This is a genomic window from Kitasatospora sp. NPDC038210 (assembly GCF_055600605.1).
Map to the genome: position 1 here is coordinate 543,558 of NZ_JBVJYK010000002.1, position 24,196 is coordinate 567,753.

The 24,196-nt window shown below is 75.7% G+C and carries 13 protein-coding genes and 1 riboswitch; of the genes, 5 read left to right on the forward strand and 8 right to left on the reverse strand.

Annotation, left to right across the window (positions count from 1 at the left end):
• Position 1: 1 nt before the first annotated feature.
• From ACZ7KX_RS05920 to ACZ7KX_RS05935, 4 genes are read right to left on the reverse strand one after another with little or no spacing between them, the layout of a single operon-like run.
• Positions 2-1,525 carry a glycoside hydrolase family 16 protein gene (locus tag ACZ7KX_RS05920; RefSeq protein WP_470325483.1) on the reverse strand — a complete coding sequence of 508 codons (1,524 nt, stop codon included), beginning with the start codon at positions 1,523-1,525 and terminating at the stop codon, positions 2-4.
• Positions 1,522-3,525: a glycosyltransferase gene (locus tag ACZ7KX_RS05925; protein WP_470325484.1), complete on the reverse strand. Its 2,004-nt coding sequence runs from the start codon at positions 3,523-3,525 to the stop codon at positions 1,522-1,524. The genes ACZ7KX_RS05920 and ACZ7KX_RS05925 overlap by 4 nt, the downstream gene beginning before the upstream one ends.
• On the reverse strand, positions 3,504-4,658 hold the full coding sequence (locus ACZ7KX_RS05930) for a phosphotransferase family protein (protein WP_470325485.1): 1,155 nt from the start codon (positions 4,656-4,658) through the stop codon (positions 3,504-3,506). Before ACZ7KX_RS05930 ends, ACZ7KX_RS05925 begins: the two co-directional genes overlap by 22 nt.
• Positions 4,655-7,609 carry an HAD hydrolase family protein gene (locus tag ACZ7KX_RS05935; RefSeq protein WP_470325486.1) on the reverse strand — a complete coding sequence of 985 codons (2,955 nt, stop codon included), beginning with the start codon at positions 7,607-7,609 and terminating at the stop codon, positions 4,655-4,657. Before ACZ7KX_RS05935 ends, ACZ7KX_RS05930 begins: the two co-directional genes overlap by 4 nt.
• Before the next feature lie 585 nt (positions 7,610-8,194).
• On the opposite strand from ACZ7KX_RS05935, the gene ACZ7KX_RS05940 reads away from it, so the two are divergent.
• Positions 8,195-11,404, forward strand: coding sequence for a protein kinase domain-containing protein (locus ACZ7KX_RS05940; RefSeq protein WP_470325487.1), 3,210 nt, complete (start codon positions 8,195-8,197; stop codon positions 11,402-11,404).
• Between the two features lie 89 nt (positions 11,405-11,493).
• Here ACZ7KX_RS05940 and ACZ7KX_RS05945 read toward each other — a convergent pair whose 3' ends face one another.
• The gene (locus tag ACZ7KX_RS05945; protein WP_350526247.1) at positions 11,494-12,816 is read right to left on the reverse strand and encodes a lipopolysaccharide biosynthesis protein; all 1,323 of its coding nucleotides are present in this window, start codon (positions 12,814-12,816) and stop codon (positions 11,494-11,496) included.
• A 230-nt stretch (positions 12,817-13,046) separates the two neighbouring features.
• On the opposite strand from ACZ7KX_RS05945, the gene ACZ7KX_RS05950 reads away from it, so the two are divergent.
• Entirely contained in the window at positions 13,047-14,111 is a 1,065-nt protein-coding gene (locus ACZ7KX_RS05950; RefSeq protein ID WP_470325488.1) for a GNAT family N-acetyltransferase, read from the forward strand.
• Positions 14,112-14,202: 91 nt separating this feature from the next.
• Here the strand turns inward: ACZ7KX_RS05950 and ACZ7KX_RS05955 are convergent, their stop codons facing one another.
• A complete protein-coding gene (locus tag ACZ7KX_RS05955) occupies positions 14,203-14,832 on the reverse strand; it encodes a GTP cyclohydrolase II (RefSeq protein WP_470325489.1) in 630 nt (209 codons plus the stop codon).
• Between the two features lie 297 nt (positions 14,833-15,129).
• Here ACZ7KX_RS05955 and gdhA point away from each other — a divergent pair, with 297 nt between their 5' ends.
• The 3 genes from gdhA (at position 15,130) to ACZ7KX_RS05970 (ending at position 18,511) form a co-directional block, all read left to right on the forward strand.
• Positions 15,130-16,557 (forward strand): NADP-specific glutamate dehydrogenase, encoded by a 1,428-nt coding sequence (gene gdhA, locus ACZ7KX_RS05960; protein WP_470325490.1) that lies wholly within the window; start codon positions 15,130-15,132, stop codon positions 16,555-16,557.
• Positions 16,558-16,675: 118 nt separating this feature from the next.
• On the forward strand, positions 16,676-17,551 hold the full coding sequence (locus ACZ7KX_RS05965) for an AraC family transcriptional regulator (RefSeq protein WP_470325491.1): 876 nt from the start codon (positions 16,676-16,678) through the stop codon (positions 17,549-17,551).
• 195 nt (positions 17,552-17,746) lie between these two features.
• The gene (locus ACZ7KX_RS05970; protein ID WP_470325492.1) at positions 17,747-18,511 is read left to right on the forward strand and encodes a VOC family protein; all 765 of its coding nucleotides are present in this window, start codon (positions 17,747-17,749) and stop codon (positions 18,509-18,511) included.
• Here the strand turns inward: ACZ7KX_RS05970 and lnt are convergent.
• Together lnt and cobN are read right to left on the reverse strand one after the other, a co-directional pair.
• Complete coding sequence (gene lnt / locus ACZ7KX_RS05975) at positions 18,487-20,103, reverse strand: apolipoprotein N-acyltransferase (RefSeq protein WP_470325493.1); 1,617 nt, start codon at positions 20,101-20,103, stop codon at positions 18,487-18,489. The genes ACZ7KX_RS05970 and lnt overlap by 25 nt on opposite strands.
• Positions 20,104-20,286: 183 nt before the next feature.
• Complete coding sequence (gene cobN, locus ACZ7KX_RS05980; RefSeq protein WP_470325494.1) at positions 20,287-23,913, reverse strand: cobaltochelatase subunit CobN; 3,627 nt, start codon at positions 23,911-23,913, stop codon at positions 20,287-20,289.
• A gap of 178 nt (positions 23,914-24,091) precedes the next feature.
• Positions 24,092-24,177, reverse strand: a riboswitch (cobalamin riboswitch).
• Positions 24,178-24,196 lie beyond the last annotated feature (19 nt).

Genomic DNA, 24,196 nt, shown 5'->3' on the forward strand with positions numbered 1-24,196 from the left:
GTCAGTGCTGCCAGACCCGTACCCAGTCCACCGTCATGCGGGCCGTGTCGACGCTCTGCGGCGGTGAACTCGGGTACCCGACCGCCAGGTTGAGCAGCACCTCCATCGCCGTGTGCGGGATCTTCTCCGGGTCCGTCACCTGGTAGCGCTGCACGCCGTCGACGTACCAGGTGAGGGAGTCGCTCTCCCAGTCGACCGCGAACACGTGGTAGCCGGCCGGGAAGTCCTGCGGGCCGTAGCGCTCCCACTGGTCCTTGTCCTCGCCGTTCGGACCGGTGTAGTGCACGGTCATCTGGACGTACTGGGTGGTGGAGATGAACTCGGCGACGTCGAGCTCCGGCGGTGTGGTGCGGGACTCGGGCAGGAGCCAGAACGCGGGGAACATGCCGGCCTCGGACGGGATGCGCACCGCGGCCGCGAAGTACCCGTAGGTGAAGGTGTGGCGCGGCTGCGCGTTCCAGGAGTCCCGGCCGGTGGAGACCATGCCGGAGGTCCACGGGTAGGTCGTGCCGTCGCTGCCCTCGGTGGCCGACCGGTTCGCGGTCAGGGTCAGGTCGCCGCCGCCCACGGTCACCTGCTGCGGCCGGTACCACTCCAGCTCGTGGTTGCCGGCGTTGGTGCAGCCGTCCCGGTTCCAGTCGTAGCAGGTGGTCCAGTTCGAGTGGTTGAGCCGGTCGCCGTCGAACCCGTCCTGGAAGGCCAGGTGCCAGGAGCCGGGGGCCGCCGGGTCGGCCGGGGCCCGGCCGGGGGCACTCGTCCCGCCCGCGGCCCCGCCGGAGTACCCGGCGGCGGACGGTGAGGAGGAGGCGCCGCCGCCCGCGCAGGCGGCGACCAGCAGCAGCCCCGCCGTTCCGGCCCCGGCCGCCGCGGCCCGCCGCCGGCGCCGCCCACCGCGCCCGCGGTCGCGGTCGTGCGCCCGGTGCTCGTTCCTGCGGCCGGGCTCATGGTCGTCCCGGTGGTCGTCCCGGCTGCCGTTCCGGTGGCGTCCGCCCGTCCGGCCACCGTCCCGCCGTCCGGCCCGTGGTGGGCCGCCCGGGGGCCGTCGGCGGGGGAAGCACTGCGGCAGCGCCAGCAGGGTGGTGGCACCGGCCGCGGCGGCCAGTGCCCAGCCGCTGATGAAGCCGCCGGTCAGGTAGAAGGCCACGATGATCAGGGTGTCGATGGCCAGGCTGAGGGCCACCACCATCACCCAGGACTCCAGCCGCCCCATCGGCGCGCCCGCGGCGGCCAGCCGTGGCCGGGCCGAGCGCACCGCCGCCAGGCCCGGGCAGCAGAGCAGGAACACGCCGGACACGGCCACCCGGACGGGGTTCGCGTCGGCCAGCGCGTAGACGGCGAGGGTCAGCCAGCCGGAGACGGCCAGCGCCCAGCCGAGCCGGACGTCGGCCGCGGACGGGCCGCTGTCCCCGGCCGGAGCGCCGTCCGGGAACGGGCCGTCGTCCACCGAGGGGTCGTTCTTCGCGGAGTCCACGGAGGCCTCGCCGCGCACCGACGGGCCGCCGTTCACGGACGGATCGTTGTTCACGGGCCGCCTCCCTGCCGGAGGAAGGGCTGCAACGGCGCCAGGGCGGCCGGCGGGGCGGCCTCGGGCACCTGGCCGGGCAGCGGGTTGGGGACGAAGCGGTAGACCACGGCGTCGTCATTGCTGTAGACGAGCTCGAAGCCGGGGGTGCGGGCGACCACCTCGGAGAGCTTGTCCACCGTGTCGGCCGGCAGCACGCCGGTCACCGAGGTCTCGGCGGCCTGGGCCCGGCTCAGGATCAGGTACGCGGGCACGCCCGGGTGGGTGAACCCGACCGCCGCCTCCAGCCCGCCGAGCGGGTCCTGCGTCAACAGCTTCCGGGTCGGCTCGCTCGTCTCGGCCAGCCGCACCTGGGGGTGGTCCTCGTAGTGGTCGTAGATCCCGGGCACGCTCCCGGTGACGGACACCACCACCGAGTACGGCGGCGCCGCCGCGAACAGCTGCTGCGTCGCGGTGACCTCCGCGGTGGTGTAGCGGTTCATCCGCTCCTTGCTGTCGTAGCCGAAGAAGAGCCCGCCCAGCACGGCCAGCAGCAGGACCAGCGCGCAGGCCGAGCGCAGCCGTGGCCGCGGTGTCGGCCGCAGCACGAGGGCGGCCACCAGGAACGCCGCCGCGGGCAGCATGAACAGGTAGGTGCGGAAGAGCATCTCGCCGCCGTAGCTGTTGGCAGCCAGCAGCGGCACCGGGGCCAGCAGGAGGTACGGCAGCGGGGTGCGCCGGACCCAGGGACGGCGGACGAGCGCGATCACCGCCAGCAGGACCACTGCCGCCGTCAGCCCGCGGTCGATCCAGTCGACCATCACCTGGTCCGCGGGGGCGGTCCCGAGGTTGGCGAACCCGGAGGTGACGTTGGAGTCCGGCGTGGCGAGCGCCTTGACGAACTGGCCGAAGTTGGCGGCCAGGTACGGGCGTGCCACCGTGGCGTCCCACACCGCCGTCATCACGACCGCGGCCAGCAGCGGGGGCAGGACCACCCGGCGGTTGCGGCGCGGCAGCGCCAGCGCGGCCAGCGAGCTGATCAGCATCAGCGGGGTGAGCTGGTGCGAGCAGACGATCGCGGCCTCCAGCACCAGGACCATCGGGAGCCGCAGCCCCCACGCCGGGGCCCGTGCGCCGCCGGCCCGCGCCCCGCTCGCCGTCACGGCCCCCGCCGCGCCGCCGCCCGCCGCCCCGTTCGCCGCCCGGGGAGCGGCGGAGCGGTGAGCCCCTCCCGGCGGCGCCCCTCCCGGCGGCGCCCGGCCGGGTGCGCGCGGGACGCTCCGGTCGGGCAGCCGGCGCACCACGACGGCGATCACGGTGACGTACAGCACCAGGGCGAACGCCTGCGGGGAGAAGTAGTCCTGGCCGACCCAGGAGCAGGAGAAGTAGATCCAGACCGCCCCCCACACCACCGTCCGGTCCGAGCTGATCGCCCGGTAGAGCAGCAGCAGCGGGGCGAGCAGCAGTGCGTTGAACAGGGGTGGCCCCCAGCTCGCGTACCCGAGCGCGGAGTGCAGTCCGGTGACCCTCAGCAGCAGGCCGTTGAGGACGAAGAAGCCGGGCCACTGGTTGTAGGGGTCGAGCAGGGCGGCGTGCGGGACCGCCCCGCCGTGGCGGAGCATCGCGTCGATCACCGCCACGTGCTTCCAGGCCCAGGAGTACCGCAGGTTGGCGTAGAGCAGGGTCGGTGTGGCGTGGACGACCGCGATCAGGGCGAGGACGTAGGCGGCCAGCCACCACTGGCGGAGGCTGCGGTCCCGCAGGGCGAGCACGAAGCCCACGGTCAGCAGGCCCGCCGCGACCCAGTACAGGACGGGGAGCACCTGCAGCAGGCCGAGGTCGCCCATCCGGTCGAGGTCGACGTGGCGCAGCGCCAGCAGCCAGAGCAGCAGGGACACCGGCAGCAGCAGGCGTGCCGTCAGCGCGGGCAGGCGCAGGGACCGCCGGGGGCGGTCGCGCGTCGTCCCGGTGGGCGGTTGCGGCCTCGGCGCCGACAACGGCGTCACGGCCGGGTCGCCGGCCATGTGGCTGCCTCCTCCAGGAGCGGGGTCACGTTGCGGGTCACCCACCAGTGGCTGCGTGCGTAGCGCGGGGACTTGGTCACGTTGGACACGATGTGCCAGAGCCAGGTCAGCAGCGGAAGCACGGCGCCGTCCGGCGGCCCGGCCGGGCCGCCCCGGCGCAGGTCCACCAGGTCGGTGCGGGTGCCGTCGATCAGGGCGAGGTCCGGGCCGGGCAGGGCGCCGCGGCGCACCATCTCCCGGAGGGCGGTGCCGAGCTGGCGGCCCTCGCGGCGGCAGGTCAGGGCGATGACGAAGGTGTACGCGTCGATGGCGCAGGGGCCGTCGGGCCGGGCGCCGCCCCAGTCGATCACGCCGGTGACCCGACCGGAGCGTTCGTCGAGCAGGACGTTGCCCGCGTGGAAGTCGCCGTGGGTCCAGGCGACGGTGGTCTCGGCGCCGGCCAGGCCGGCGCGCAGCCGGGCCCGTACGCCGGCCAGCCCGGCGGCTCCGGTCCCGGTGCGGCACCAGGGGATGCCGGCCCGGATCGTGGCCAGCGGCTCGTCGACCCAGTCCGCCAGCCGGCCGGTGGCGGCCTCGGTGCGCCCGGTGGCCCGGTGCAGTCCGGCGATGGCCGTGAGCGCGTGCTCGGCGACCGCGGTGTCCGTGCCGAGGCCGTCCCGGAGCAGCCGGTCGGCGGTGGTCCCGGGCAGCCAGCTCTCGGTGATCAGCGGCAGCGGTCCGGTCAGCCGACGGCGGACGGGGGCGGGGACGAGGGCGCGCCAGGCACCGAGCCGGTCGTCGGCGGCCAGGGCCTGCAGCACCCGCCACTCGTGGTCGAGGGAGGTGACGGCGGGGCCGTTGCGGGCGTGCTTGACCGCCAGCCGCGCCTGGCCCGGGGTCTGCAGCGAGAGCACCAGGACGTCGGTCAGACCGGGGGCCACCGGCCGCAGGGCGCCGGGGTCGTCCAGTCCCAGCCGACGGGCGATCCGGCGGGCCTTCAGCCGGTCGGCGGGGCCGTAGACCAGCGGCGGGCGGCGCAGCGGCAGCAGCGCCCGGGGGGAGAGCGGCAGCCGCGCGGCGCCGCCGTCCCGGTCCGGCCGGCCGTGCGGCAGCCGGGGGGAGTACCGGGGGAGCAGGACGTGGTGGCGGCTCATCTGCCCGGGCCCCGGTGGGTCGGTGAGGTCGCCGCGGTGCGCGCGGCCTGGGTGGCGAGCCGGGCCAGGCGCAGCGGCGCGCCCGTCCGGCCGGCTTCCGGGACGGCCAGGACGGCCAGCAGCGCGCGGGCGTCGGCGGGCGGTCGCGGGGCCCGGCAGCGCGGGCAGCCGCCGGGGCGGTGGCCGATCAGCCGGCCCACGGCGTCGGTGAGCCCGGCCTGGAAGGCGTGGCGGGTCACCGCGACGCCGGCCGCCCGGACCGGCGGTTCCGCGTTCGCGGGGGCGGCGGCGAGCGACGCCCAGCCGAGCAGTTCCACGTCGGCGATGCCGTCGCCGACGGCCAGCGCGGGCGGTCCGTCGGCCCCGAGGCGGGTCAGCAGGGCGCGGGCTCCGGCGAGCTTGCCGGTGCCGCGCGGGACGAAGTCGGTCTGGGCCCGGCCCGGGACGGTCGTGAAGAGTTCGCCGATCGGTGCCTCGTCGAGGAGGGCGGCGACGGTCTCCGGTGGCAGGGCGTGCCGTCGGCCGTCCTGCGGCGCGCGGACCGAGGCCCGCACGCACCAGCGGGCGAGCGGATCGGTGACGGCGGGCGGGTCCAGCGAGCCCAGGCGTTCCGGCAGCCCGCCGTCGCCGGCGAGGCGGCGCCCGTCGTCGAGCAGGACCTCGGCGCCGCCGGTCGCCGCGTCGACCAGGACGGCCCCGTACTCGGCGACCCCGCCGGCCAGCCGGTAGGCGGCGCAGCGGTCGGCGACCTCGGGGGCGGAGCGTCCGGTGGCGATCACCGTGCGGTAGCCGTGGGCGCGCAGGGCGCGCAGGGCCAGCGCGCCGGCGGGGGAGGAGACCGGGAAGCCGAGGACGTCGTACTCCAGGACGCCGTCCACGTCGAGGACGCAGCACGGGCCCCGGGGCTCCTCGTCCAGGTCCGCGAGGTAGACGTCGGCGAGGAAGCGCTGCACCGCCCGGGCCTGGGCCCGTCGGGCGTCGGCGCGGGTGCGTTCGGAGGGGGTCAGCCCGTCCTGGACGGCGGCGTGCCGGGCCTGGACGAGCCTCAGCAGGCACCACCGGGCGGCGGAGACCTCCTCGCCGGTGGCCCGCCGGTACGCGGCGAGCAGTTCGGCGTCCCCGTCCGCCCGCGGGCGGTCCGGCCCGTCGGGCCGCTCGGCCGCGCCGGCGAGATCGTAGGCGGCGTCGTAGCTGGCCAGGTTGAGGTGGCCGAAGGCGCCGTCCGCGTAGCCGGTCTTGTACCAGCCGCCGGCGCCGTCGGCGGTCCAGCGGTGACGCGCGGTCAGGCCGTCGGTCACGCAGGGGCGGTCGGAGGCCAGCAGGGTGCGGGTCAGCGGGTCGAGCAGGGTCGGGCGCAGCACGGTGTGCAGGCGCCCGAAGGCGGGTGCGAGCTGGCGGGCGGCGGCCTCCCAGACGGGGTCGCGGCCGGCCAGCCGCAGGCTCCGGTCGGCGGGGACGGCCAGCAGGCGCCGGCGGGCGGCCACGTACCGGGCGACCTCGGCGGGCGGGACGCACCGGTCGGTCGGCGGGCCGTCCGGCGGTTCCTGCGCCGGGCTGTCCGGCGGTTCCCGCGTCGGCGCGGTCGTCGGGCCGTCCGTAGGTTCCTCCGCCGGTCCGGTCGGGGGCAGGGCCCGGAGCAGCACCCCGTCGGCGAAGCCGAGTTGCCGCGGGACCAGCCCGCTGAGCACCCCGGCGACGGTCGGTGCGTACGCCCCGAAGTAGCCGACGCCGGTCCACTCGGCGAGCAGTGGCAGGCTCTCCACCGCGCCGTCCGGGCCGGTCGTCCGGGCCGTGCAGGTGACCGCCAGGTGAGCGCGGCGGGAGAGCGGCCCCTGCGGGCCGACCGACAGGTCCAGCAGCCGTCGTCCGGGCGGCAGCAGGGCGGGCAGCAGGGAGGTCAGCGCCCGGGGGGAGAGCAGCGTCCGGACGTGCCAGGCGCCGCCCGGCAGGGTCACGCACGGCAGGCCGCGCAGGGCGGGCGGCAGGGCGCCCGCGTCGTCGAGGGTGGCGAGGACCGGCACGACCGCCGCCGGGTCGAAACCGTCGTGGACGGCCAGCGCGGCGAGATTCGCCAGGGAGCCGCCGGTCACCGGCGGGTCGTCGGCCAGCAGCACCAGGGCGCCCCGGCGCCGGAGGTCGCGCACCGCCGCCGTCCGCCCCGGCAGCAGTGCCGCACCGGGTCGGGTGGTTCCGACCGTCACCGCGCGGTGGCCGAGCCGGCGCAGCTGGGCCGCGAGCAGCGGGGCGAGGTAGCTGCCGGAGGTGCGCACGCCCAGGACCAGCACCGGGCGGTGACGGTCCGGGTGGCGGGCGTGGACCAGCCGGGCCAGCGCGACGCAGTCCTGCGGGTGCTGGTCGAAGCTGCGGAAGCAGGCCGGAGGGCGCTGCACCGCGTCGGAGAACAGCCGCCGGGCTCCCGGCAGCCGGGCCAACTCGTCCACGGCGGCGCGCAGTTCGGCACACAGGGCGGCGTCCCGGCCGGCATCCGGACCGTCCGGACCGTCCGGACCGTCCGGACCGTCCGGACCGTCCGGATCGTTCGCCGCCGGGCCGCTCGTCGCCCGGTCGTCCGTCGCCGGGCCGTCCCGGAGCGCCCGCAGCGCGAGACGGTCACGCAGCGCAGCCATCCGCCCGCACCACGCGTGCAACCGGTGGGCCGGCGGTGCGGCCAGCCACAGGCCGGTCGCGGTCCGCAGCCCGGCCCGGGCCGCCCCGACCGCTGCGGGCGGACCGCCCTTCGCCAGGTGCTCCACCAGCCGGCGGGGGCGCCACGCGGTGCCCTGCAGCACGTCCTCGACCACCTGGACCAGCCCGGCGCTCAGCAGGAAGGCGTCCAGCCACTGTCCACCGGCGGCGCGTCCGAGCAGGCGGTCGGTCAGTTCCGGCACGGCGAGGTGCAGGTCCACCGGTGCTCGCGCACCGTCGGCCGCTGCGGTCTGCGCATCGTTCATTCGTGGACTCCCGTGAGCTCCCGAAGGAGGGGACAGCGCCCGCGGAGCCGTGCAGCCGCTGTGCCTCCCCACTCTAGGCATCCGGCGTCCCGCCTGCTCCTCCAGCGGCCCGCGGGGCGCTGGGCGGCGCGTGGTGCAGCGGGAGGCGCGTGCCGTGGACGGGCCGTGCCCGCCCAGGGCCGCCGCCGCGCCGGCCGTCCGCGCGAACGGGGCCGGACCCGCCTCGGCGACCGTCGGCGCGGCGTCCGCGGGGATCGGCACGGGCATCGGGCGTCTCCTCCTCGAACCCCCCGTTCCGTCCAGGGTGCACCGGCCCGGCCCGGAACGACAGCCCGGATCCGTGGCCGTGCGGCCGCGCTGCGTGCCCGACCGCCACCGCCGGGCGCGGCCCACGACCGCGCCGGGCGTGGAGGGGCCCGTGGTCGCCGGGCGGGTAACAGCTTGGCCACGGGCCGGTCGGGAACCGGTCGAAGTCGGCAACCTCCGGCCGGTGACTGCGAGATGATGACGCGTCAAGATGTCGGCTGGAAGGGGAGCTGCAGGATGGCCGACGGTGCGCCGACGGGATCGGGACCGCGCACACGGGTGGACCGGAGGCCCTGGGGGCGCCCCGAGGACGACCCGGCAGCCGGCCCGCCCTCGCGGCTCAAGCGGTTCCGCGCCCACCCGGAGGCGCCGACGAGGGTGGTCCCGCCGCGCGGTACCCACCCGGAGGCGCCGACCAGGGTCGTCCCGCCCCGCGACGCCGACCCGCGGACCGTCCTGCGGCGGCCGGCCCCCGCCCGCGGCGGCCACTTCGGCGGCGCCTTCCCCGCGGCCCTGCTGAACCGCTACGAGCCGTACGAGGTCGCCGGCTCGGGCACCGAGGGAACCGTCTGGCACGTCCGGCGCACGGACGGCGGCGGGGACGCCGCGGTCAAGGTGGCCCGGGCGGGCCAGGCCATGGACGTCGAACTGCTGCGGCACCTGCGCACCCCGGCCTACCGGCGGCACGTTCCCGGGATCATCGACTTCGGGCAGGTCGAGCACGCAGGCGTGGAGTGCGCCTGGGTGGCCATGGAGTACCTGCCGGTCACCCTCGCCGACCACATCGCCGCCCTGCACGACAAGGGCCGGCACACCGATCCGCGGGAGACCGACCGGATCATCCGCGAACTCGTCGCCATGCTCGACTTCTGGCAGCGGCGGATCGAGCGCAACCCGGTGGACTTCAAGCCCTCCAACATCCTGGTGCGCCCCGGCGGCGGCCCCGGGGAGTTCGTGATCGCGGACTTCGGCGGCGTCGCCCGCCTCACCGCCAGCCGCAGCTTCTCGCCCGAGATGCAGGTGACCATCGCCTACATGGCCCCCGAGCAGCTCGCCGGGGCCAACCACCCGGCCGGGCCGTGGTGGGGCCTGGGCAACGTGCTGTACGAGCTGTTCTCCGGCCGCCCGCACTACCTGGACGCGGAGGGTCTGCTGGTCAGCGACGAGGTGCTGCAGTACGACCTGGTCTTCGGGGAGGAGGCGGACCTCTCGGGCGTCACCGACCCGCGCCGGCTGATGCTGCTCCAGGGCCTGCTGACCAGGAACCCGGCCCACCGCTGGAAGGCCCAGCAGGTCACCGGCTGGCTGGAGGGGGCCAGCCCGGCGGTCGTGCGCCCCCAGGGCGCGTCCGCGGGCGGCGCGGGCGGCCACACCCACCGGCCGGTCACCTTCCTGGGCGAGCCGTACCACGCCCCGTCCGTGCTGGCCTGGAGCATGCTGAACCGTTCCGCGGAGGCGGCGGAGTGGCTCGTCGACGGCGGGGCGCAGCACCTGCTGGACTGGCTGCGCGACGAGGTCAGGGACACCCTGTTCGACCTGCAGTACCTGCGGGCGGTCGACAGCGCCAGGGGTGCCCGGCGGGCCGACGCGGCCGCACTCGCCGTCCTCGCCTTCGGCGCCGCGTTCGCGCCCTCGGCCACCCCGGTCTACCGCGAGCGCCCGGTCGACGCGGCCGGCCTCACCCGGATCGCCGCCGGGCCGGACACCGTCGCCTTCGTCGACGACCTGCTCGCCGGCTCGGTCTCGACCGTCGCCGCCCGCTACGACTGCGACCACCCGGAGTGCCACGGCGAGCACTGCGGGCGGCTGATCGCGCTCGCCCGGGTGCCGCAGGTCGTCGCGGACACCGACCGGGCCGCCCGGGAGCTCGGCGGCGGCCGGCGCACCGGGGACGGCCTGAGCGCCGAGGAACGGGCCGAGGCCTACCGGCTGGCGGTCTGGCTGACCGTCCAGCCCGAGGAGCACGCCCGGCTGCTGGGCCGGCTGTCCCCGCTGCCCACCGCGCTGCACCGGCTGCCGCTGCCCGCGCAGGTGTCGGCCGTCCTCGCCGTGGTGGCCGCGGTCGTGGTGGACGTCGTGCTCGCCGCCTGGGCCAGGACCCCGACCGGCCGCGGGACGGCGGACGGGGTGCGGCGCCGCTGGTCCGCGCTGCGCCGCCGCGCGGTGCGCGCCGACCCCGGGACGGTGGCCGGCTGCGCGGTCCTGGTCGCCGCCGAGGCGCTGCGGGCCAGGGCGGCCGGCGGCACGCAGGAGGCGCCCGGGCGGGTGCCGGACGGCCGGGAACCGGTCGCGCGGCGGCTGTGGGCCCACCTCGTCCCCCGGGCCCGGGTGTGGTGGGGCAACGCCCGGATCGCCGTGCCGCGCCAGGCGGCCGCGGCCCTGCTGGTGTGCACGGCCCTGGCGCTGCTGCTCTGGGCCGGCGCGCTCGCCCGGACCAGCGTCGACGCCGGCAACGGCCTCGCGATCCTGCCGAACGGCCCGTTCGGCCACCGGCTGCGCACGGCCGGCGAGCTCGCGGCCCGGTCGGTGGCGCCGCAGCTGGGTGCGGCCCTGGCGGCCGCCCTCGTCCTGGCGGTGTTCCCCGCCCGGGTCGGCCGCGGGACGCTGGCCCTGGCCGCGGCGGGGGCCGCGGCGATCGGCTACCTGCGGCTCGGGCCGCCGATGACGGTGCTCAAGCCGCCGCCCGCCGTGGTCGACCGGGTGGTGGTGTTCGAGGGCGGCATGGGCAGTTGGGCCGGGGTGGCGGCGGCGGTCGGGGTCGTCCTGGCCGTGGTGCTGGCCGAGCGCGCCGCCCGGCTGTCGATCGCGGCGTCCGAGGCCCGGCGGCGGACGGCCGAGCAGTGGCGGCGCCTGGCGCGGGCCTCGGCGGCCGGCGGCGGGGCCGGGGCCGGTACGAGGGGCGGTGGCGGGGCTGCCGGCGGGACCGCGACCGGCCGAACGGCGACCGGCCGGACCGGGGCAGGCCGGACCGCGACAGGCGGGAGCGGGAGCCGGACCGGGACGGGCCGGACCGGGGCCGCGTCCGCCGCGCGGGACTGGAGCCCGGGCAGCGCCGGTGCGCGGGAGCGCGCCCGCTTCGTGCTCGGCAGCACCTTCGTCCTGGTCGTCCTGCTGTGGGCCACCGTCGAGGTACGGCTGGCCGCGACCGGGCACCACCCGACCCCGGCGTCCTGGGGCACCGGCCAGGTCGGCGCCGACTACCAGGCCGGTTTCACCCTGCTGCTGGCCGCCGTGTCGGTCGCCGGCACGCTGGCCGCGCCGCGCACCGCCCGCCGGCTGTTCGCCCTCTGGCTGCTCGGCACGGTGGTGCTCGGCGCCCTGCCGCCGCCGCTCGGCCCCATGGAGGCGCTGCGCATCCCGGTGGCCGGGCCGGTCTACCGCGGAATCGCCGGGCTCTGGGGCCACAGCGCCTTCTGGGCGGCCGTCCTGATCGCCCTTCCCCTGGTGTGCCTCGGCATCCAGCGCACCGTGCTGCGCGCCGGCCGCTGAGCGGCACGGAACGGGGACGGGAACGGGGCCGGGGCCGGGACGGGAACGGAGCCGGGGCCGGGGTGTGGTGCGGCCGCTCCCCGGCCCCGTCACCGCGGCGGGGTGGGCAGCCACCAGGAGCGGCGCCACAGCAGCACGGCCGCCACCAGGGTCTGGCCGATCAGCCACGCCGCGCCCGCGCCGGTGATGCCCAGCACCGGCAGCAGCAGCGCGGTCAGCGCCAGCACGACGACCGCGAGCGCCGCCAGCACGCCCACCACCACGCCCATCCGGCGCCGGGCCCGGGAGAGCGCCACGACGGTGGTGTTGAGCAGGTTCGGCAGTGCGGACAGGGCGAGCAGCCACAGGGCGACCGTGCCGTGGCTGGCGTACTCGCGGCCGAACACGCGCAGCGCCCACGGGGCGACCGCGATCAGCACCACGACCGCCGCCACCAGCACCCGGCCGGAGTGCCGCAGCACCCGCCGGTAGTCGTCGAGCCGGGTGATGTCCCGGGCGGACTCCACCACCAGCGAGTAGCCCATGTTGGAGCTGAAGCAGTAGAGCGCGAACGGCACCATCCAGGCCAGTGAGAAGTACGCGCTGTCGGCGGCACCGAGGCGGTTGAGCACCATCACGGGGGGCAGGTTCACCGCCGCCAGCCAGCACATCGCGCCCAGGTAGTCCGCGGCGATGTAGCCGAAGGTCGGGGCCGAGGTGTCCGCGCGGGCCTTGGGCGGGGTGCGTTCGTGCCGGGGCACGGCGCGGCCGAAGACGAAGGTGTTCGTCACCAGGAGGGCGAACGCGAGCCCGACCATCCAGGAGAGCAGGATCCCGTTCTGCGCGCCGACGACGGCGAACAGACCCAGCAGCCCGATCTTCTCGACCGAGAAGAGCCCGTTCTCCAGCGCCACCCAGTCCGGCCGTCGGAGGCCGGTGAGGACGCCGTCCTGCAGGTTGAAGATGGCGTAGCCGGCGGTGGCCACGACGAAGGCCAGGCCCAGGCCCCAGGTGTGCAGGAAACCGAGCCCCGGTGAGACCACGGGGATCAGCAGCACCAGCCCGGCCGCGAACACCAGGGTGACCGCCGCGGCCGTGAGGTAGGCCAGTCCCACCAGCCGCCCGGTGCGCTTCCCGGCGGAGGGCACGAAACGCACCATGGCGTTGGCGAGGTTCAGTTGGCCGATCCCGCCGAGGAACATCATCGCGGAGACGGCGGCGACGTTCCGGCCGACGGTGGCCGGGCTGTACCAGTGGGCGGACAGCGCCCAGTAGAGGGCGCCGAAGAAGGAGGTCAGGAGCGAACTGAGGGTCAGCACGTGCGCGTTGCGCAGCAGCGGGTCGTAGCCCTTGGCGGAGCCGAGGAGAGCCCTGCCCCGGGTCCGCACCGACCGGAGGACGGCAGCGGACGGGCCGGCTCCGTTGCTCACCACCAGCAGCTCCCGTCGTCGGCCCACCCCGGTCCGGACGCGGCCCGCAGCCGGCGGGCCGGCGTGCCCATTTTATGACCCGACCCCCGCTCGCTGCCCGGCCACGGCGACGCCCCCCGGCCGGACGGGCGGGTGCCCGCGGGCGAACCTAGCCTGGGAACCGGGGTCCCGCCGGACCGGCCGGACGGGAACCGGGGCCCCGCCGGATTCAGCCGGAGAGGAGTCGGCGCGCCATGCCCAGGACGCTTCCCGCCGGTGTCGAGGTGACCAGTCCGGCGCCGCGCGAGGTGTGGTGGGAGCTGATCGCGCGCGACGCCGACGCGCTGGTGACGCAGACGCCGACCTGGCTGGACTGCCTGTGCGAGGCCTGGCCGTGGGAGGACGCGAGCCGGCTGTACCGGTTCGTCGACGGCCGGCGGCTCCTCGTGCCGCTGGTCCGGCACCGGCGCCGGCCGATGCGGCTGCTGACCGAGGAGTCCTGGCCCGGGTGGGGTGTCGGCGGCGCCGTCGTGCCGGACGGCGCACCGGACGCGCGGGAGGCCCGGCTCGTCCTCGCCGACCTCGCGGACCGGCCCGCCCTGCGGGTGGCGGTGCGGTTCGGCCCCGGCTCCGCACCGGTCTGGAACGAGGTCGCGCCGGGGGCCTTCGCGGCGGTCGACCGCACGACCTACCTGCTCGACCTCGACGGCGGGTGGGAGGAGGTCTGGTCCCACCGCTTCCACCAGCAGGTGCGCCGGGGCGTACGGCGGGCCGAACGCGAGGACGTCGAGGTGGAGGTGGACCGGAGCGGGCGGCTGGTGCCGCAGTTCCGGCGCCTCTACGAGGAGTCGGTCGTCCGCTGGGCCGAGCAGCAGAACGAGCCGCTCGCCCTGGCCCGGTGGCGCCGGCGGCGGGAGGAACCGCCGCGGCTCCTGGAGGCGGTCGCGGAGCGGTTCGGCTCCTCCTGCGCGATCTGGCTGGCCAGGTGCAGCGGGCAGCCGGCCGCCGCGATCGTCGTGCTGCGGCACGGGACCCACACCAAGTACTGGCGCGGGGCCATGGACCGGAGCCTGGCGCATCCGGTCCACGCCAACCACCTGCTGCACCGGCTGGCGATCGAGGACGCGTGCGCGGTCGGGAGCCGCCTCTACGACATGGGTGATGCCAGGCCCGAGTCCTCGCTGGCCCACTTCAAGCAGAGCTTCGGCGCGCGGCCGGCGGCGTCCCCGGCGTACTACCGCGAGAGGCTGCCGCTGACGGCGCTGGACCGGCGGGTGCGCGGGGCGGTCAAACGGGTCATCGGGTTCCGGGACGCCTGACCCTGCGACGGCCTGACGGCCTGACGGCCTGACGGGGTCCGACGGGCCTGACGGGGTTCGGCGGGTGCGACCGCGGGCCGGCCGGGCCGGCTCAGCCGACCAGCCGGGAGAGCTCGATCGAGTGTCCCGTCCGCTCCACCTTCGCCGTCAGGTACCGCACGTTGCTCTCCGAGAGGTGCACGCCCGTCGGCACCCGGTGCCGCACCGAGATGCCGAGGCCGGCCAACTGCGCGGCCTTGTCCGGGTTGTTGCTCAGCAGGTCGATGCCGGTGGCGCCGAGCGCGGCGAGCATCTGCGCGGCGGCGGTGTAGTCCCGGCCGTCCTCGGGCAGGCCGAGCGCGGTGTTGGCGTCGTACGTGTCCAACCCGGAGTCCTGCAGGGCGTACGCGTCGAGCTTGTTGTACAGCCCGATGCCCCGGCCCTCCTGGCGCAGGTAGAGCAGGTACCCGCCGGCCTCGCTGATCCGCTCCACCGACTCGCGCAGCTGCGGCCCGCAGTCGCAGCGCTCGGAGCCGAAGACGTCGCCGGTCAGGCACTCGGAGTGCAGCCGGACCAGCGGCGTCCCGCCCTCGGGGACCGTGCCGAGGGCGAGCGCCAGGTGCTCGGCGCCGTCGGCGAGGCCGTGGAAGGTGAAGACCTCCGCCCCGGCGCGGTAGCCGTCGGGGAAGGTCAGCGGGATGCGCACGCGCGAGCGCACCGTGGCGGGGCCGGGTTGAGGCATGGGCGGGCCTTCGTCGATCGGGGGGCGGACCGGGTTCGGTCGGGATCCGGGATGGATCGGAAGTCGACCGTACTCGGTTGTTCCAATTTGAACAACTGGCGGAAGGTGCGGGGCACGACTGCGGAGGCGCACAACACCCCGCCCGCCTCGCGTGTTCCCGCGCGGCCGCCGTCCGGCGTTCCAACATGTGGAAGGGAGGCGGCCCGGGGTGTCGACACTGCGAGACTTCCTCCCGTTTCCTGGGCACGGGAACGCACCCGCGCACGACCACCGACGACAACGGAAGGTCCTGATCAGATGCCCATGAGCAGCCCCGACTCCACCACCGGCACCGTCGCCGCCGGCATCACCACCGACACCGCGACCCGGCTCCGCTTCGACGCCGAGCAGCGCGCGGTCGAGACCCTCTACGCGGACGTGGTCCGCCGCAACAAGGGGGAGGCGGAGTTCCACCAGGCCGTCCACGAGGTGCTGGAGACCCTGGCCCCGGTGCTCGCCCGCCGCCCCGAACTCCTCGACGCCCGGATCATCGAGCGGATCTGCGAGCCCGAGCGGCAGTTGATGTTCCGGGTGCCGTGGACGGACGACTCCGGCGACATCCACGTCAACCGCGGCTTCCGGGTGGAGTTCAGCAGCGCCCTCGGCCCGTACAAGGGCGGGCTGCGCTTCCACCCCTCGGTGAACCTCGGCATCGTCAAGTTCCTCGGCTTCGAGCAGATCTTCAAGAACGCGCTCACCGGGCTGTCGATCGGCGGCGGCAAGGGCGGCTCCGACTTCGACCCCAAGGGCCGTTCGGACGCCGAGATCATGAGGTTCTGTCAGTCCTTCATGACCGAGCTCCACCGCCACCTCGGCGAGCACACCGACGTCCCCGCCGGGGACATCGGCGTCGGCGGCCGCGAGATCGGCTACCTCTTCGGCCAGTACAAGCGGATCACCAACCGCTACGAGGCCGGCGTGCTCACCGGCAAGGGGCTCGGCTGGGGCGGTGCGCAGGTCAGGACCGAGGCCACCGGCTACGGCTGCGTGCTGTTCACCGCCGAGATGCTGCACAGCCGCGGCGAGAGCCTGGACGGGCGCCGGGTGGTCGTCTCCGGCTCGGGCAACGTCGCGCTCTACGCGATCGAGAAGGCGCAGCAGCTCGGCGCCACGGTGCTGACCGCATCCGACTCCTCCGGCTTCGTGGTGGACGACAAGGGTATCGACCTCGGCCTGCTCAAGGAGGTCAAGGAGGTCCGGCGCGGCCGGGTCTCCGAGTACGCCGAACTGCGCGGCAGCCACGTGCGGTTCGTCGAGGGGCCGGGGGTGTGGAGCGTGCCCTGCGAGGTCGCGCTGCCCTGCGCCACCCAGAACGAACTGACCGAGGCCGACGCGCTCGCCCTGGTCCGCAACGGTGTGCTCGCCGTCGCCGAGGGCGCCAACATGCCCACCACCCCGGAGGCGGTCCGGGTGTTCCAGGAGGCCGGGGTGGCGTTCGGCCCGGGCAAGGCGGCGAACGCGGGCGGCGTCGCGACCAGCGCGCTGGAGATGCAGCAGAACGCGTCGCGCGACTCCTGGACCTTCCGGCACACCGAGGAGCGGCTGGCCGGGATCATGAAGCACATCCACGACTCCTGCTTCACCACCGCCGAGCGCTACGGCCGGCCCGGGGACTACGTGGTGGGCGCCAACATCGCGGGCTTCGAACTGGTCGCGGACGCGATGCTGGCCCAGGGCCTGGTCTGACCTGCGGCTCCCGCCGCCGACCCGGCGATCGGTACCCGACCGGAGCGGGCACCGATCGTCGGGTGCGGCAGGGTGGGTCCTTCCTACGGTGGTGATCACAAGGAAGGACGGGGTCGGAGTGCTGGAGCACCTGAACCGGGCGATGGAGCACATCGAACGGCACCTGGACGGCGAGGTCGACGCGGCCGAGCTGGCGAGGATCGCGATGACGTCGGAGTACCACTTCCGGCGGCTGTTCTCGATGCTCGCCGGGATGCCGCTGTCGGAGTACGTGCGGCGTCGGCGACTGACCGTCGCGGGGGCCGAAGTCCTCGACGGCGAGCGGACGTTGCTCGACATCGCGGTCCGGTACGGATACACCTCGGGGGAGGCGTTCGCCCGGGCGTTCCGGGCGATGCACGGGGTCGGGCCGGGGGAGGCCCGGCGCGACGGTGCGGTGCTCACCTCCCAGCCCCGGATGTCCTTCCGACTCGTAGTGGAAGGAAGCAGCAGCATGGAATACCGGATCGTCGAGAAGCCGGACTTCCGGATCGTCGGCAGGAAGGCCCGGGTGCCCCTGGTCTGGCTGGGGGTCAACCCGCACATCGCCGAGTTCATCAAGGGGCTCGGCAAGGAGACCGTCGAGCGGATCACGGCCCTGAGCGGCAAGGACCCGGTCGGCATCGTGTCGGTGAGCGACGACTTCTCCCCGAACCGCGAGGAGGGTTCCGAGCTCGACTACTGGCACGCGGTGGTGGCGCGTGAGGGCGCCGAGGTCCCGGAGGACATGGACGTCCTGGAGGTGCCGGCCGGCACCTGGGCCGTGTTCACCAACTCCGGGCCGTTCCCGCAGGCGCTGCAGGAGATGTGGGGGGACGTAGCCGCCCAGTGGTTCCCGTCCAACCCGTACGAGGCCCGGCCGGGCCCGGAGATCCTGCGGACCCGCTTCGTCCCCGGGTCGCAGGACGCCGACTCGGAGCTCTGGATCCCGGTGGCGCGTGCTCCGCGGGGGTGACGACTGACAGATGACAGATGACAGCTGACGGATTTCGAAATCTGTCAGCTGTCATCTGTTTTCTGTTTCCCGCCTCCTGTCGTCCCGTCTCCCGCCCCGCCCCGTTCGGCCCACCAGCGCCCGCCCCCGGCCCTCCTGCCCCGCATCCTGGGCGGAGAGGGCCGGGGGCCGAGAACGAGCTGGAGAACCGACGCCATGAAGCAGACCTCCGTGACCACCGACGGCCCCTGCTGGGTCGAGCTGGGCACCTCCGACCCCACCGCCGCCCGGGCCTTCTACCGCGAGCTGTTCGGCTGGCGGGAGGACGACGGCGACCGGCCCGAGGACGGCGACTACGTCCAGATGCTCCTCAAGGACACCCCGGTCGCCGCGATCACCCCGCGCTACGCGCCGCAGCAGCCGACGGCCTGGTCGATCTGCTTCGCCGTGGCCGACGCCGACGCCACCGCGGCCAGGGTCGAGAGCGCCGGCGGCACCCTCCTCAAGGCGCCCGCCGACGTCCTCGACCGCGGCCGCTTCGCGGTGGCCGCCGACCGCTCCCACGCGGTCTTCCTGCTCTGGCAGGCCCGCTCCTTCAAGGGCGCCGGGGTGTTCAACGAGCCGGGCTCGCTCGGCTGGGTGGAGCTCCTCACCCGGGACCGGGACGGCGCGCTCGCCTTCTACCCGGCGGTCTTCGGCTGGTCCGTCGCCCCCTCCGAGCAGTACACCCAGTGGGGCCTGGCCGGTGAGGACTTCGGCGGCATGCTGGTGATGGGCGACGCCTTCCCGCCGGAGGTGCCGCCGCACTGGCTGCCGTACTTCTCGGTCGCCGACGTGGACAACACCGTCGACCGGGCGGTGGCCCTCGGCGGGGACGTGCTGATGGCCGCCTACTCCATGCCGGGCGGCCGACGGATCGCCGTGCTGCGCGACCCGCAGGGCGCCGCCTTCGGCGTCTACCGGCCCCCGACGGAGGGCTGAGCCGGGCGCGGCTCCGCGCGCGTGCGCCGTCGCTCCGCCACCGCCGCCACCGCCGCCCCCGCCGTGACCAGCAGCGCCCCGGCCGGCACCACGTCGCCGACGCGGTCGTACCAGGTCATCGTGGCGGGCTCGGTGAGCGGCAGCCGGACGGTCAGCGCGCCGGTGCCGTCGGTGCCGAGCCGGGCCAGCTCCCTGCCCTGCGCGTCGAAGGCCGCCGAGACCCCGGTCAGCGAGGCCTGGACGGCCGGCCGCCCGGTTTCCGCCGCCCGGATCGCCGCCAGCGAGACGTGCTGCTCGGGCGCCCAGGTCTGCTGGAAGGTCGAGGTCGAGGACTGGTAGACGAGCACCCGGGCGCCGTCCCGCGCGGCGGTGCGGGCCATGTCGGGGAAGGCGGACTCGAAGCAGATCAGCGCCCCGACCGGCAGCGGAGCGCCCGTCCGGTCGGTGGCCGGCAGCAGGTGGAAGGCGGTGCCGGGCGCCCGGTTCTCGCCCGCCGCCCGGCTGACCCCGGCGATCCAGCCGAGCACCGGCCGCAGCGGGATGTACTCGCCGAACGGCACCAGCCGGATCTTGCGGTAGCGGTCCACCACACCGGCCGGGGAGACCAGCACCGCGTCCTTGGAGATCCGCCCGTCCGCCTTGCGCGCGTCCTCCCCGGCGATGACCCGGGCGCCGGTGGTCGCGGCGAGGCCGCGCAGCGTGTCCAGCGCGGCCGGGTCGTGGTCCAGGTCGGCCGTGGTGCTGCTCTCGCCCCACACCACCAGGTCCACCGGCTGTCCGACCAGTGCGGCGGTGGCCCGTGCGCTCGCGTCGAAGCGGGCCTGCGGGTCCTCCACGACGCCGGGCTGGACGAGCGCGACCGTGACGGCCCCGGCCCCGGCGGGCGCCTCGCGCAGCGCGAACAGCAGCGGACCGGAGGCCACCACCAGCACCGCCGCCGAGGCCGCGACGGCCCGTGGTCGCCAGTGCACCGCGGTGAGCGCGATCAGCACCCCGGTGTTCACCGCCGCCACCGCCGCGCTGACCAGCCAGATCCCGCCCGCCGAGGCCAGCCCGAGGATCGCCGGGTGCTGCCACTGGGTGGCGCCGAGCAGGGCCCACGGCCCGCCCAGCGCCGGCCAGGACCGCCCGTACTCGGCGGACACCCAGACCGCCGGGACGACCACCAGCGCGAGCAGGGCCCGACGGGCGGTCAGCGGCGGGTGCAGCAGCCGGTGCACGGTGTACCCGACGGCGCCCTGCAGCGCCCCGAACAGCACCGCGAGCACCGGGAGTCCGGGCCCGATGGACGGCACCAGCCAGTACATCGCGGTCAGGATGAACCCCGCTCCGAACCACCAGCCGCGCACCGCCGCCTCCCGGCCCCCGGGCGCCCGCTGCATCAGCAGCAGTCCGGGGACTAGCGCGATCCACGCCAGCCAGGCCTGTCCCGGCGCCGGGAACGCGAGCACCGGTACCGCCCCGGCCGCGAGCGCCCCGAGCCGCGCCCGGTAGCGGTGTGGCGCGGGCGGCTCGTGTTCCTCCGCTTCCCGGGCTTCGTCGGCGGGGGTCGTGCTCAGGTCTGGGCTGGTGGGACCGGTGCGGCGCGGCATGCCCCGTATTGTCCGCTCGGACGGCGTGCGCCACCAGTGTTCCCCTCACCCGAATGGACTACGGGAACACCGTCAGCGAGCTGCCGCCCCGCCTCCCCGGACGGCCGCGGGACCGTCCGGGGAGGCCGGGAGGCCGGGAGGCCGTCCGCGAGACCGGGAGGCCGCGAGACCGCCCGGGAGACCTCAGCCCTCGTCGCCCTCCAGGTCCCCCTCGGTCTCCAGGAACGCGGCCTGCAGCTGCGCGATCAGCTCCGGGTCCGGCTGCTCCCACAGCCCGCGGCTCGCCGCCTCCAGCAGGCGCTCGCTGATCCCGTGCAGCGCCCACGGGTTGGCGCCCGCGAGGAACTCCCGGTTGACCGGGTCGAGCACGTACTCCTGGGTCAGCTTCTCGTACATCCAGTCCGCGACCACGCCCGTGGTGGCGTCGTAGCCGAACAGGTAGTCGACCGTCGCGGCCATCTCGAAGGCACCCTTGTAGCCGTGCCGGCGCATCGCCTCGATCCAGCGCGGGTTGACCACGCGGGCGCGGAAGACGCGGGCGGCCTCCTCGGTCAGCGTCCGGGTGCGGACCGTCTCCGGGCGGGTGGAGTCGCCGATGTAAGCGGTCGGCGCCTTGCCGGTGAGCGCGCGGACGGTGGCCACCATGCCGCCGTGGTACTGGAAGTAGTCGTCCGAGTCGGCGATGTCGTGCTCGCGGGTGTCGGTGTTCTTCGCGGCGACGGTGATCCGCTTGTACGCGGTCTCCATCTCCTCGCGGGCCGGCCGCCCGTCCAGCCCGCGCCCGTACGCGTAGCCGCCCCACACCGTGTACACCTCGGCGAGGTCGGCGTCGGTGCGCCAGTCGCGGCTGTCGATCAGCTGGAGCAGGCCGGCCCCGTACGTGCCCGGGCGGGAGCCGAAGACGCGGACGGTGGCCTTCCGCTCGTCGCCGTGCACCGCCAGGTCGGCCTGGACGTGGGCCCGGACGAAGTTGTCCGAGTCGGCCTCCTCCTGGGCGGCGGCCAGGCGCACCGCGTCGTCCAGCAGGGCGACCACGTGCGGGAAGGCGTCGCGGAAGAACCCGGAGATGCGCAGCGTCACGTCGATGCGCGGGCGGCCCAGCTCCTCCAGCGGGATCGGCTCCAGGCCGGTGACCCGGCGGGAGGCGTCGTCCCAGACCGGGCGGACGCCGAGCAGGGCGAAGGCCTCGGCGATGTCGTCGCCGGCGGTGCGCATCGCGCTGGTGCCCCACAGTGAGAGCCCGACCGAGGGCGGGTACGCGCCGTCGTTGTCGGCGGTGTACCGCTCGACCAGCGAGGAGGCGAGCGCCTGGCCGGTCTCCCAGGCGAGCTTGCTGGGGACGGCCTTGGGGTCGACGGAGTAGAAGTTGCGGCCCGTCGGCAGCACGTTGACCAGGCCGCGCAGCGGCGAGCCGGACGGGCCGGCCGGGACGAAGCCGCCCTGCAGCGCGTGCAGCACGGCGTCCAGCTCGTCGGTGGTGGCGGCCAGGCGCGGCACCACCTGGGTGGCGGCGAAGGTCAGCACCTCGTGGACGGCCTCCCGGACGGTCTCCGGCAGCTCGGCGGTGACCTTCTCGACCGCCTCGGGCGCCCAGTCCTGCGCCTCCATGGCCTCGACCAGGGCGCGGGCCCTGGCCTCGGCCGCGTCGGTGGCGCCGAGGGTCAGCGCCGCCTCGTCCAGGCCGAGCGCCTCGCGCAGGCCGGGCAGGGCGCTGACCCCGCCCCAGATCTGCCGGGCGCGCAGGATGGCGAGCACGATGTTGACGCGGTCGGTGCCGGTCGGCGCCTGGCCGAGGACGTGCAGGCCGTCGCGGATCTGGGCGTCCTTGACCTCGCAGAGCCAGCCGTCGACGTGCAGCAGGAAGTCGTCGAAGCCGTCGTCCTCGGGGCGCTCGTCCAGGCCGAGGTCGTGGTCGAGCTTGGCCGCCTGGATGAGGGTCCAGATCTGGGCGCGGATGGCGGGCAGCTTGGCCGGGTCCATCGCGGCGATGTTGGAGTGCTCGTCCAGCAGCTGCTCCAGGCGCGCGATGTCGCCGTAGGAGTCGGCGCGGGCCATCGGCGGGACGAGGTGGTCGACCAGGGTGGCGTGGGCGCGGCGCTTGGCCTGGGTGCCCTCGCCCGGGTCGTTGACCAGGAAGGGGTAGACCAGCGGGAGGTTGCCGAGCACGGCGTCCGGGCCGCACTCGGCGGACAGCGCGGCGGTCTTGCCGGGCAGCCACTCCAGGTTGCCGTGCTTGCCGAGGTGGATCACGGCGTGGGCGCCGAAGCCGCCGTCCTCCTGCGAGGCCTCGATCCAGCGGTAGGCGGCCAGGTAGTGGTGGCTCGGCGGCAGGTCGGGGTCGTGGTAGATGGCGACGGGGTTCTCGCCGAAGCCGCGCGGCGGCTGGATCAGGACCAGCAGGTTCCCGGAGCGGATCGCGGCCAGCACGATGTCGCCGTCCGGGTTCTGCGAGCGGTCGACGTACAGCTCGCCGGGGGCCGGGCCCCAGTGCTCCTCGACCTGCTCGCGCAGCGCCTGCGGGAGGGTGGCGTACCAGCGGCGGTAGTCGGCGGCGGGGATGCGCACCGGGTTGCGGGCCAGCTGGTCCTCGGTGAGCCAGTCCTGGTCGTAGCCGCCGGCCGCGATCAGGGCGTGGATGATCGCGTCGCCCTCGTGCCCCTCGTCCTCGGTGCCGTCGAAGCCGGGCAGGTCGTGCCCGAGGTCCATGCCCTCCTCGCGCAGCCGCTCCAGCAGGCGGACGGCGCTGGCCGGGGTGTCCAGGCCGACGGCGTTGCCGACCCGGGCGTGCTTGGTCGGGTACGCGGACAGCACCAGCGCGAGGCGGCGCTCGGCGGCCGGGACGTACCGCAGCCGGGCGTGGCTGACGGCGGTGCCGGCGACGCGGGCGGCGCGCTCCGGGTCGGCGGCGTAGACCGTCAGGCCGTCCTCGTCCAGCTCCTTGAAGGAGAACGGGACGCTGATCAGGCGGCCGTCGAACTCCGGCACGGCGATCTGGGTGGCGGTGTCCAGGGGGGACAGGCCGTCGTCGCTGGCCTCCCACTGGGCGCGCGACCAGGTCAGGCAGAGCGCCTGCAGGATCGGGCGGTCCAGGGCGGCGAGCGCGCCGGCGTCCCAGGCCTCCTCGTCGCCGCCGGCCTGTGCGTCGGCCGGGCGGGTGCCGCCGGCGGCGAGCACGGTGGTGACGATCGCGTCGGCCTCGCCGAGCGCGGCCAGCAGCTCGGGCTCGGCGCCGCGCAGCGAGGCGCAGTAGTAGGCCCGGGCGCGGGCGCCCTGGTCCTCGATCGCCCGGCAGAGCGTCTCGACGAAGGCGGTGTTGCCGCTCATGTGGTGGGCGCGGTAGTAGAGCACCGCGACCGTCGGGCCGTCGCCGGTACGGGCTTCGCGCTCCAGCGGGCCCCAGGCCGGGGCGGAGGCGGGCGGGGCGAAGCCGTGGCCGGTCAGCAGCACGGTGTCGGAGAGGAACGAGGCCAGTTCGGCCAGGTTGGCCGCGCCGCCGTGGGCGAGGTAGGCGTGCGCCTCGGCGGCGATGCCGGCCGGGACGGTGGACAGCTCCATCAGCTGGGCGTCGGGGGCCTGCTCACCGGTCAGCACCACGACCGGGCGGGGGCCGGCCAGCAGTGCGTCCAGGCCCTCCTGCCAGGCACGGCGTCCGCCGAGCAGGCGGACCACGACGAGGTCGGTGCCCTCCAGCAGCGCGGGCAGGTCCTCGGGGGTCAGCCGGGCCGGGTTGCCGAGCCGGTAGCGCACCGGCCCCTCGGAGGCACGGGCGCTGAGCAGGTCGGTGTCGGACGTCGACAGCAGCAGGATCATGCGAAGGCCCTCCCGGCCTCGTCGGTGGCCGGGACGGCCGTGAAATGGGCCGGGACGGCCGTGAAGTGAGCCGGAGTGGCCGTGGGGACGGCCGTGGACGCGTGTGCGGGCATGCGACAGCGCTGGTGCATTTCTGCCTTCCTCGGGGTCCGCGCCCCGGGCCGGTGGAGGACGGCAGGAGTTCCTGGCTCCCGCGGCCGACCGGTTTCCCGGTGAACCGCGGTCACAGTGGCGGGACCGCACCGGGCTTGCACCGGTTTCCTCCCCTGCGCCGTCGCTGGCG

Coding starts and splice junctions, on each gene's coding strand:
- ACZ7KX_RS05950 (WP_470325488.1), top strand. CDS start 13,047: ATGCCCAGGACGCTTCCCGCCGGTGTCGAGGTGACCAGTCCGGCGCCG.
- ACZ7KX_RS05955 (WP_470325489.1), bottom strand. CDS start 14,832: ATGCCTCAACCCGGCCCCGCCACGGTGCGCTCGCGCGTGCGCATCCCG.
- ACZ7KX_RS05970 (WP_470325492.1), top strand. CDS start 17,747: ATGAAGCAGACCTCCGTGACCACCGACGGCCCCTGCTGGGTCGAGCTG.
- lnt (WP_470325493.1), bottom strand. CDS start 20,103: ATGCCGCGCCGCACCGGTCCCACCAGCCCAGACCTGAGCACGACCCCC.
- cobN (WP_470325494.1), bottom strand. CDS start 23,913: ATGATCCTGCTGCTGTCGACGTCCGACACCGACCTGCTCAGCGCCCGT.
- ACZ7KX_RS05930 (WP_470325485.1), bottom strand. CDS start 4,658: ATGAGCCGCCACCACGTCCTGCTCCCCCGGTACTCCCCCCGGCTGCCG.
- ACZ7KX_RS05925 (WP_470325484.1), bottom strand. CDS start 3,525: ATGGCCGGCGACCCGGCCGTGACGCCGTTGTCGGCGCCGAGGCCGCAA.
- gdhA (WP_470325490.1), top strand. CDS start 15,130: ATGCCCATGAGCAGCCCCGACTCCACCACCGGCACCGTCGCCGCCGGC.
- ACZ7KX_RS05935 (WP_470325486.1), bottom strand. CDS start 7,609: ATGAACGATGCGCAGACCGCAGCGGCCGACGGTGCGCGAGCACCGGTG.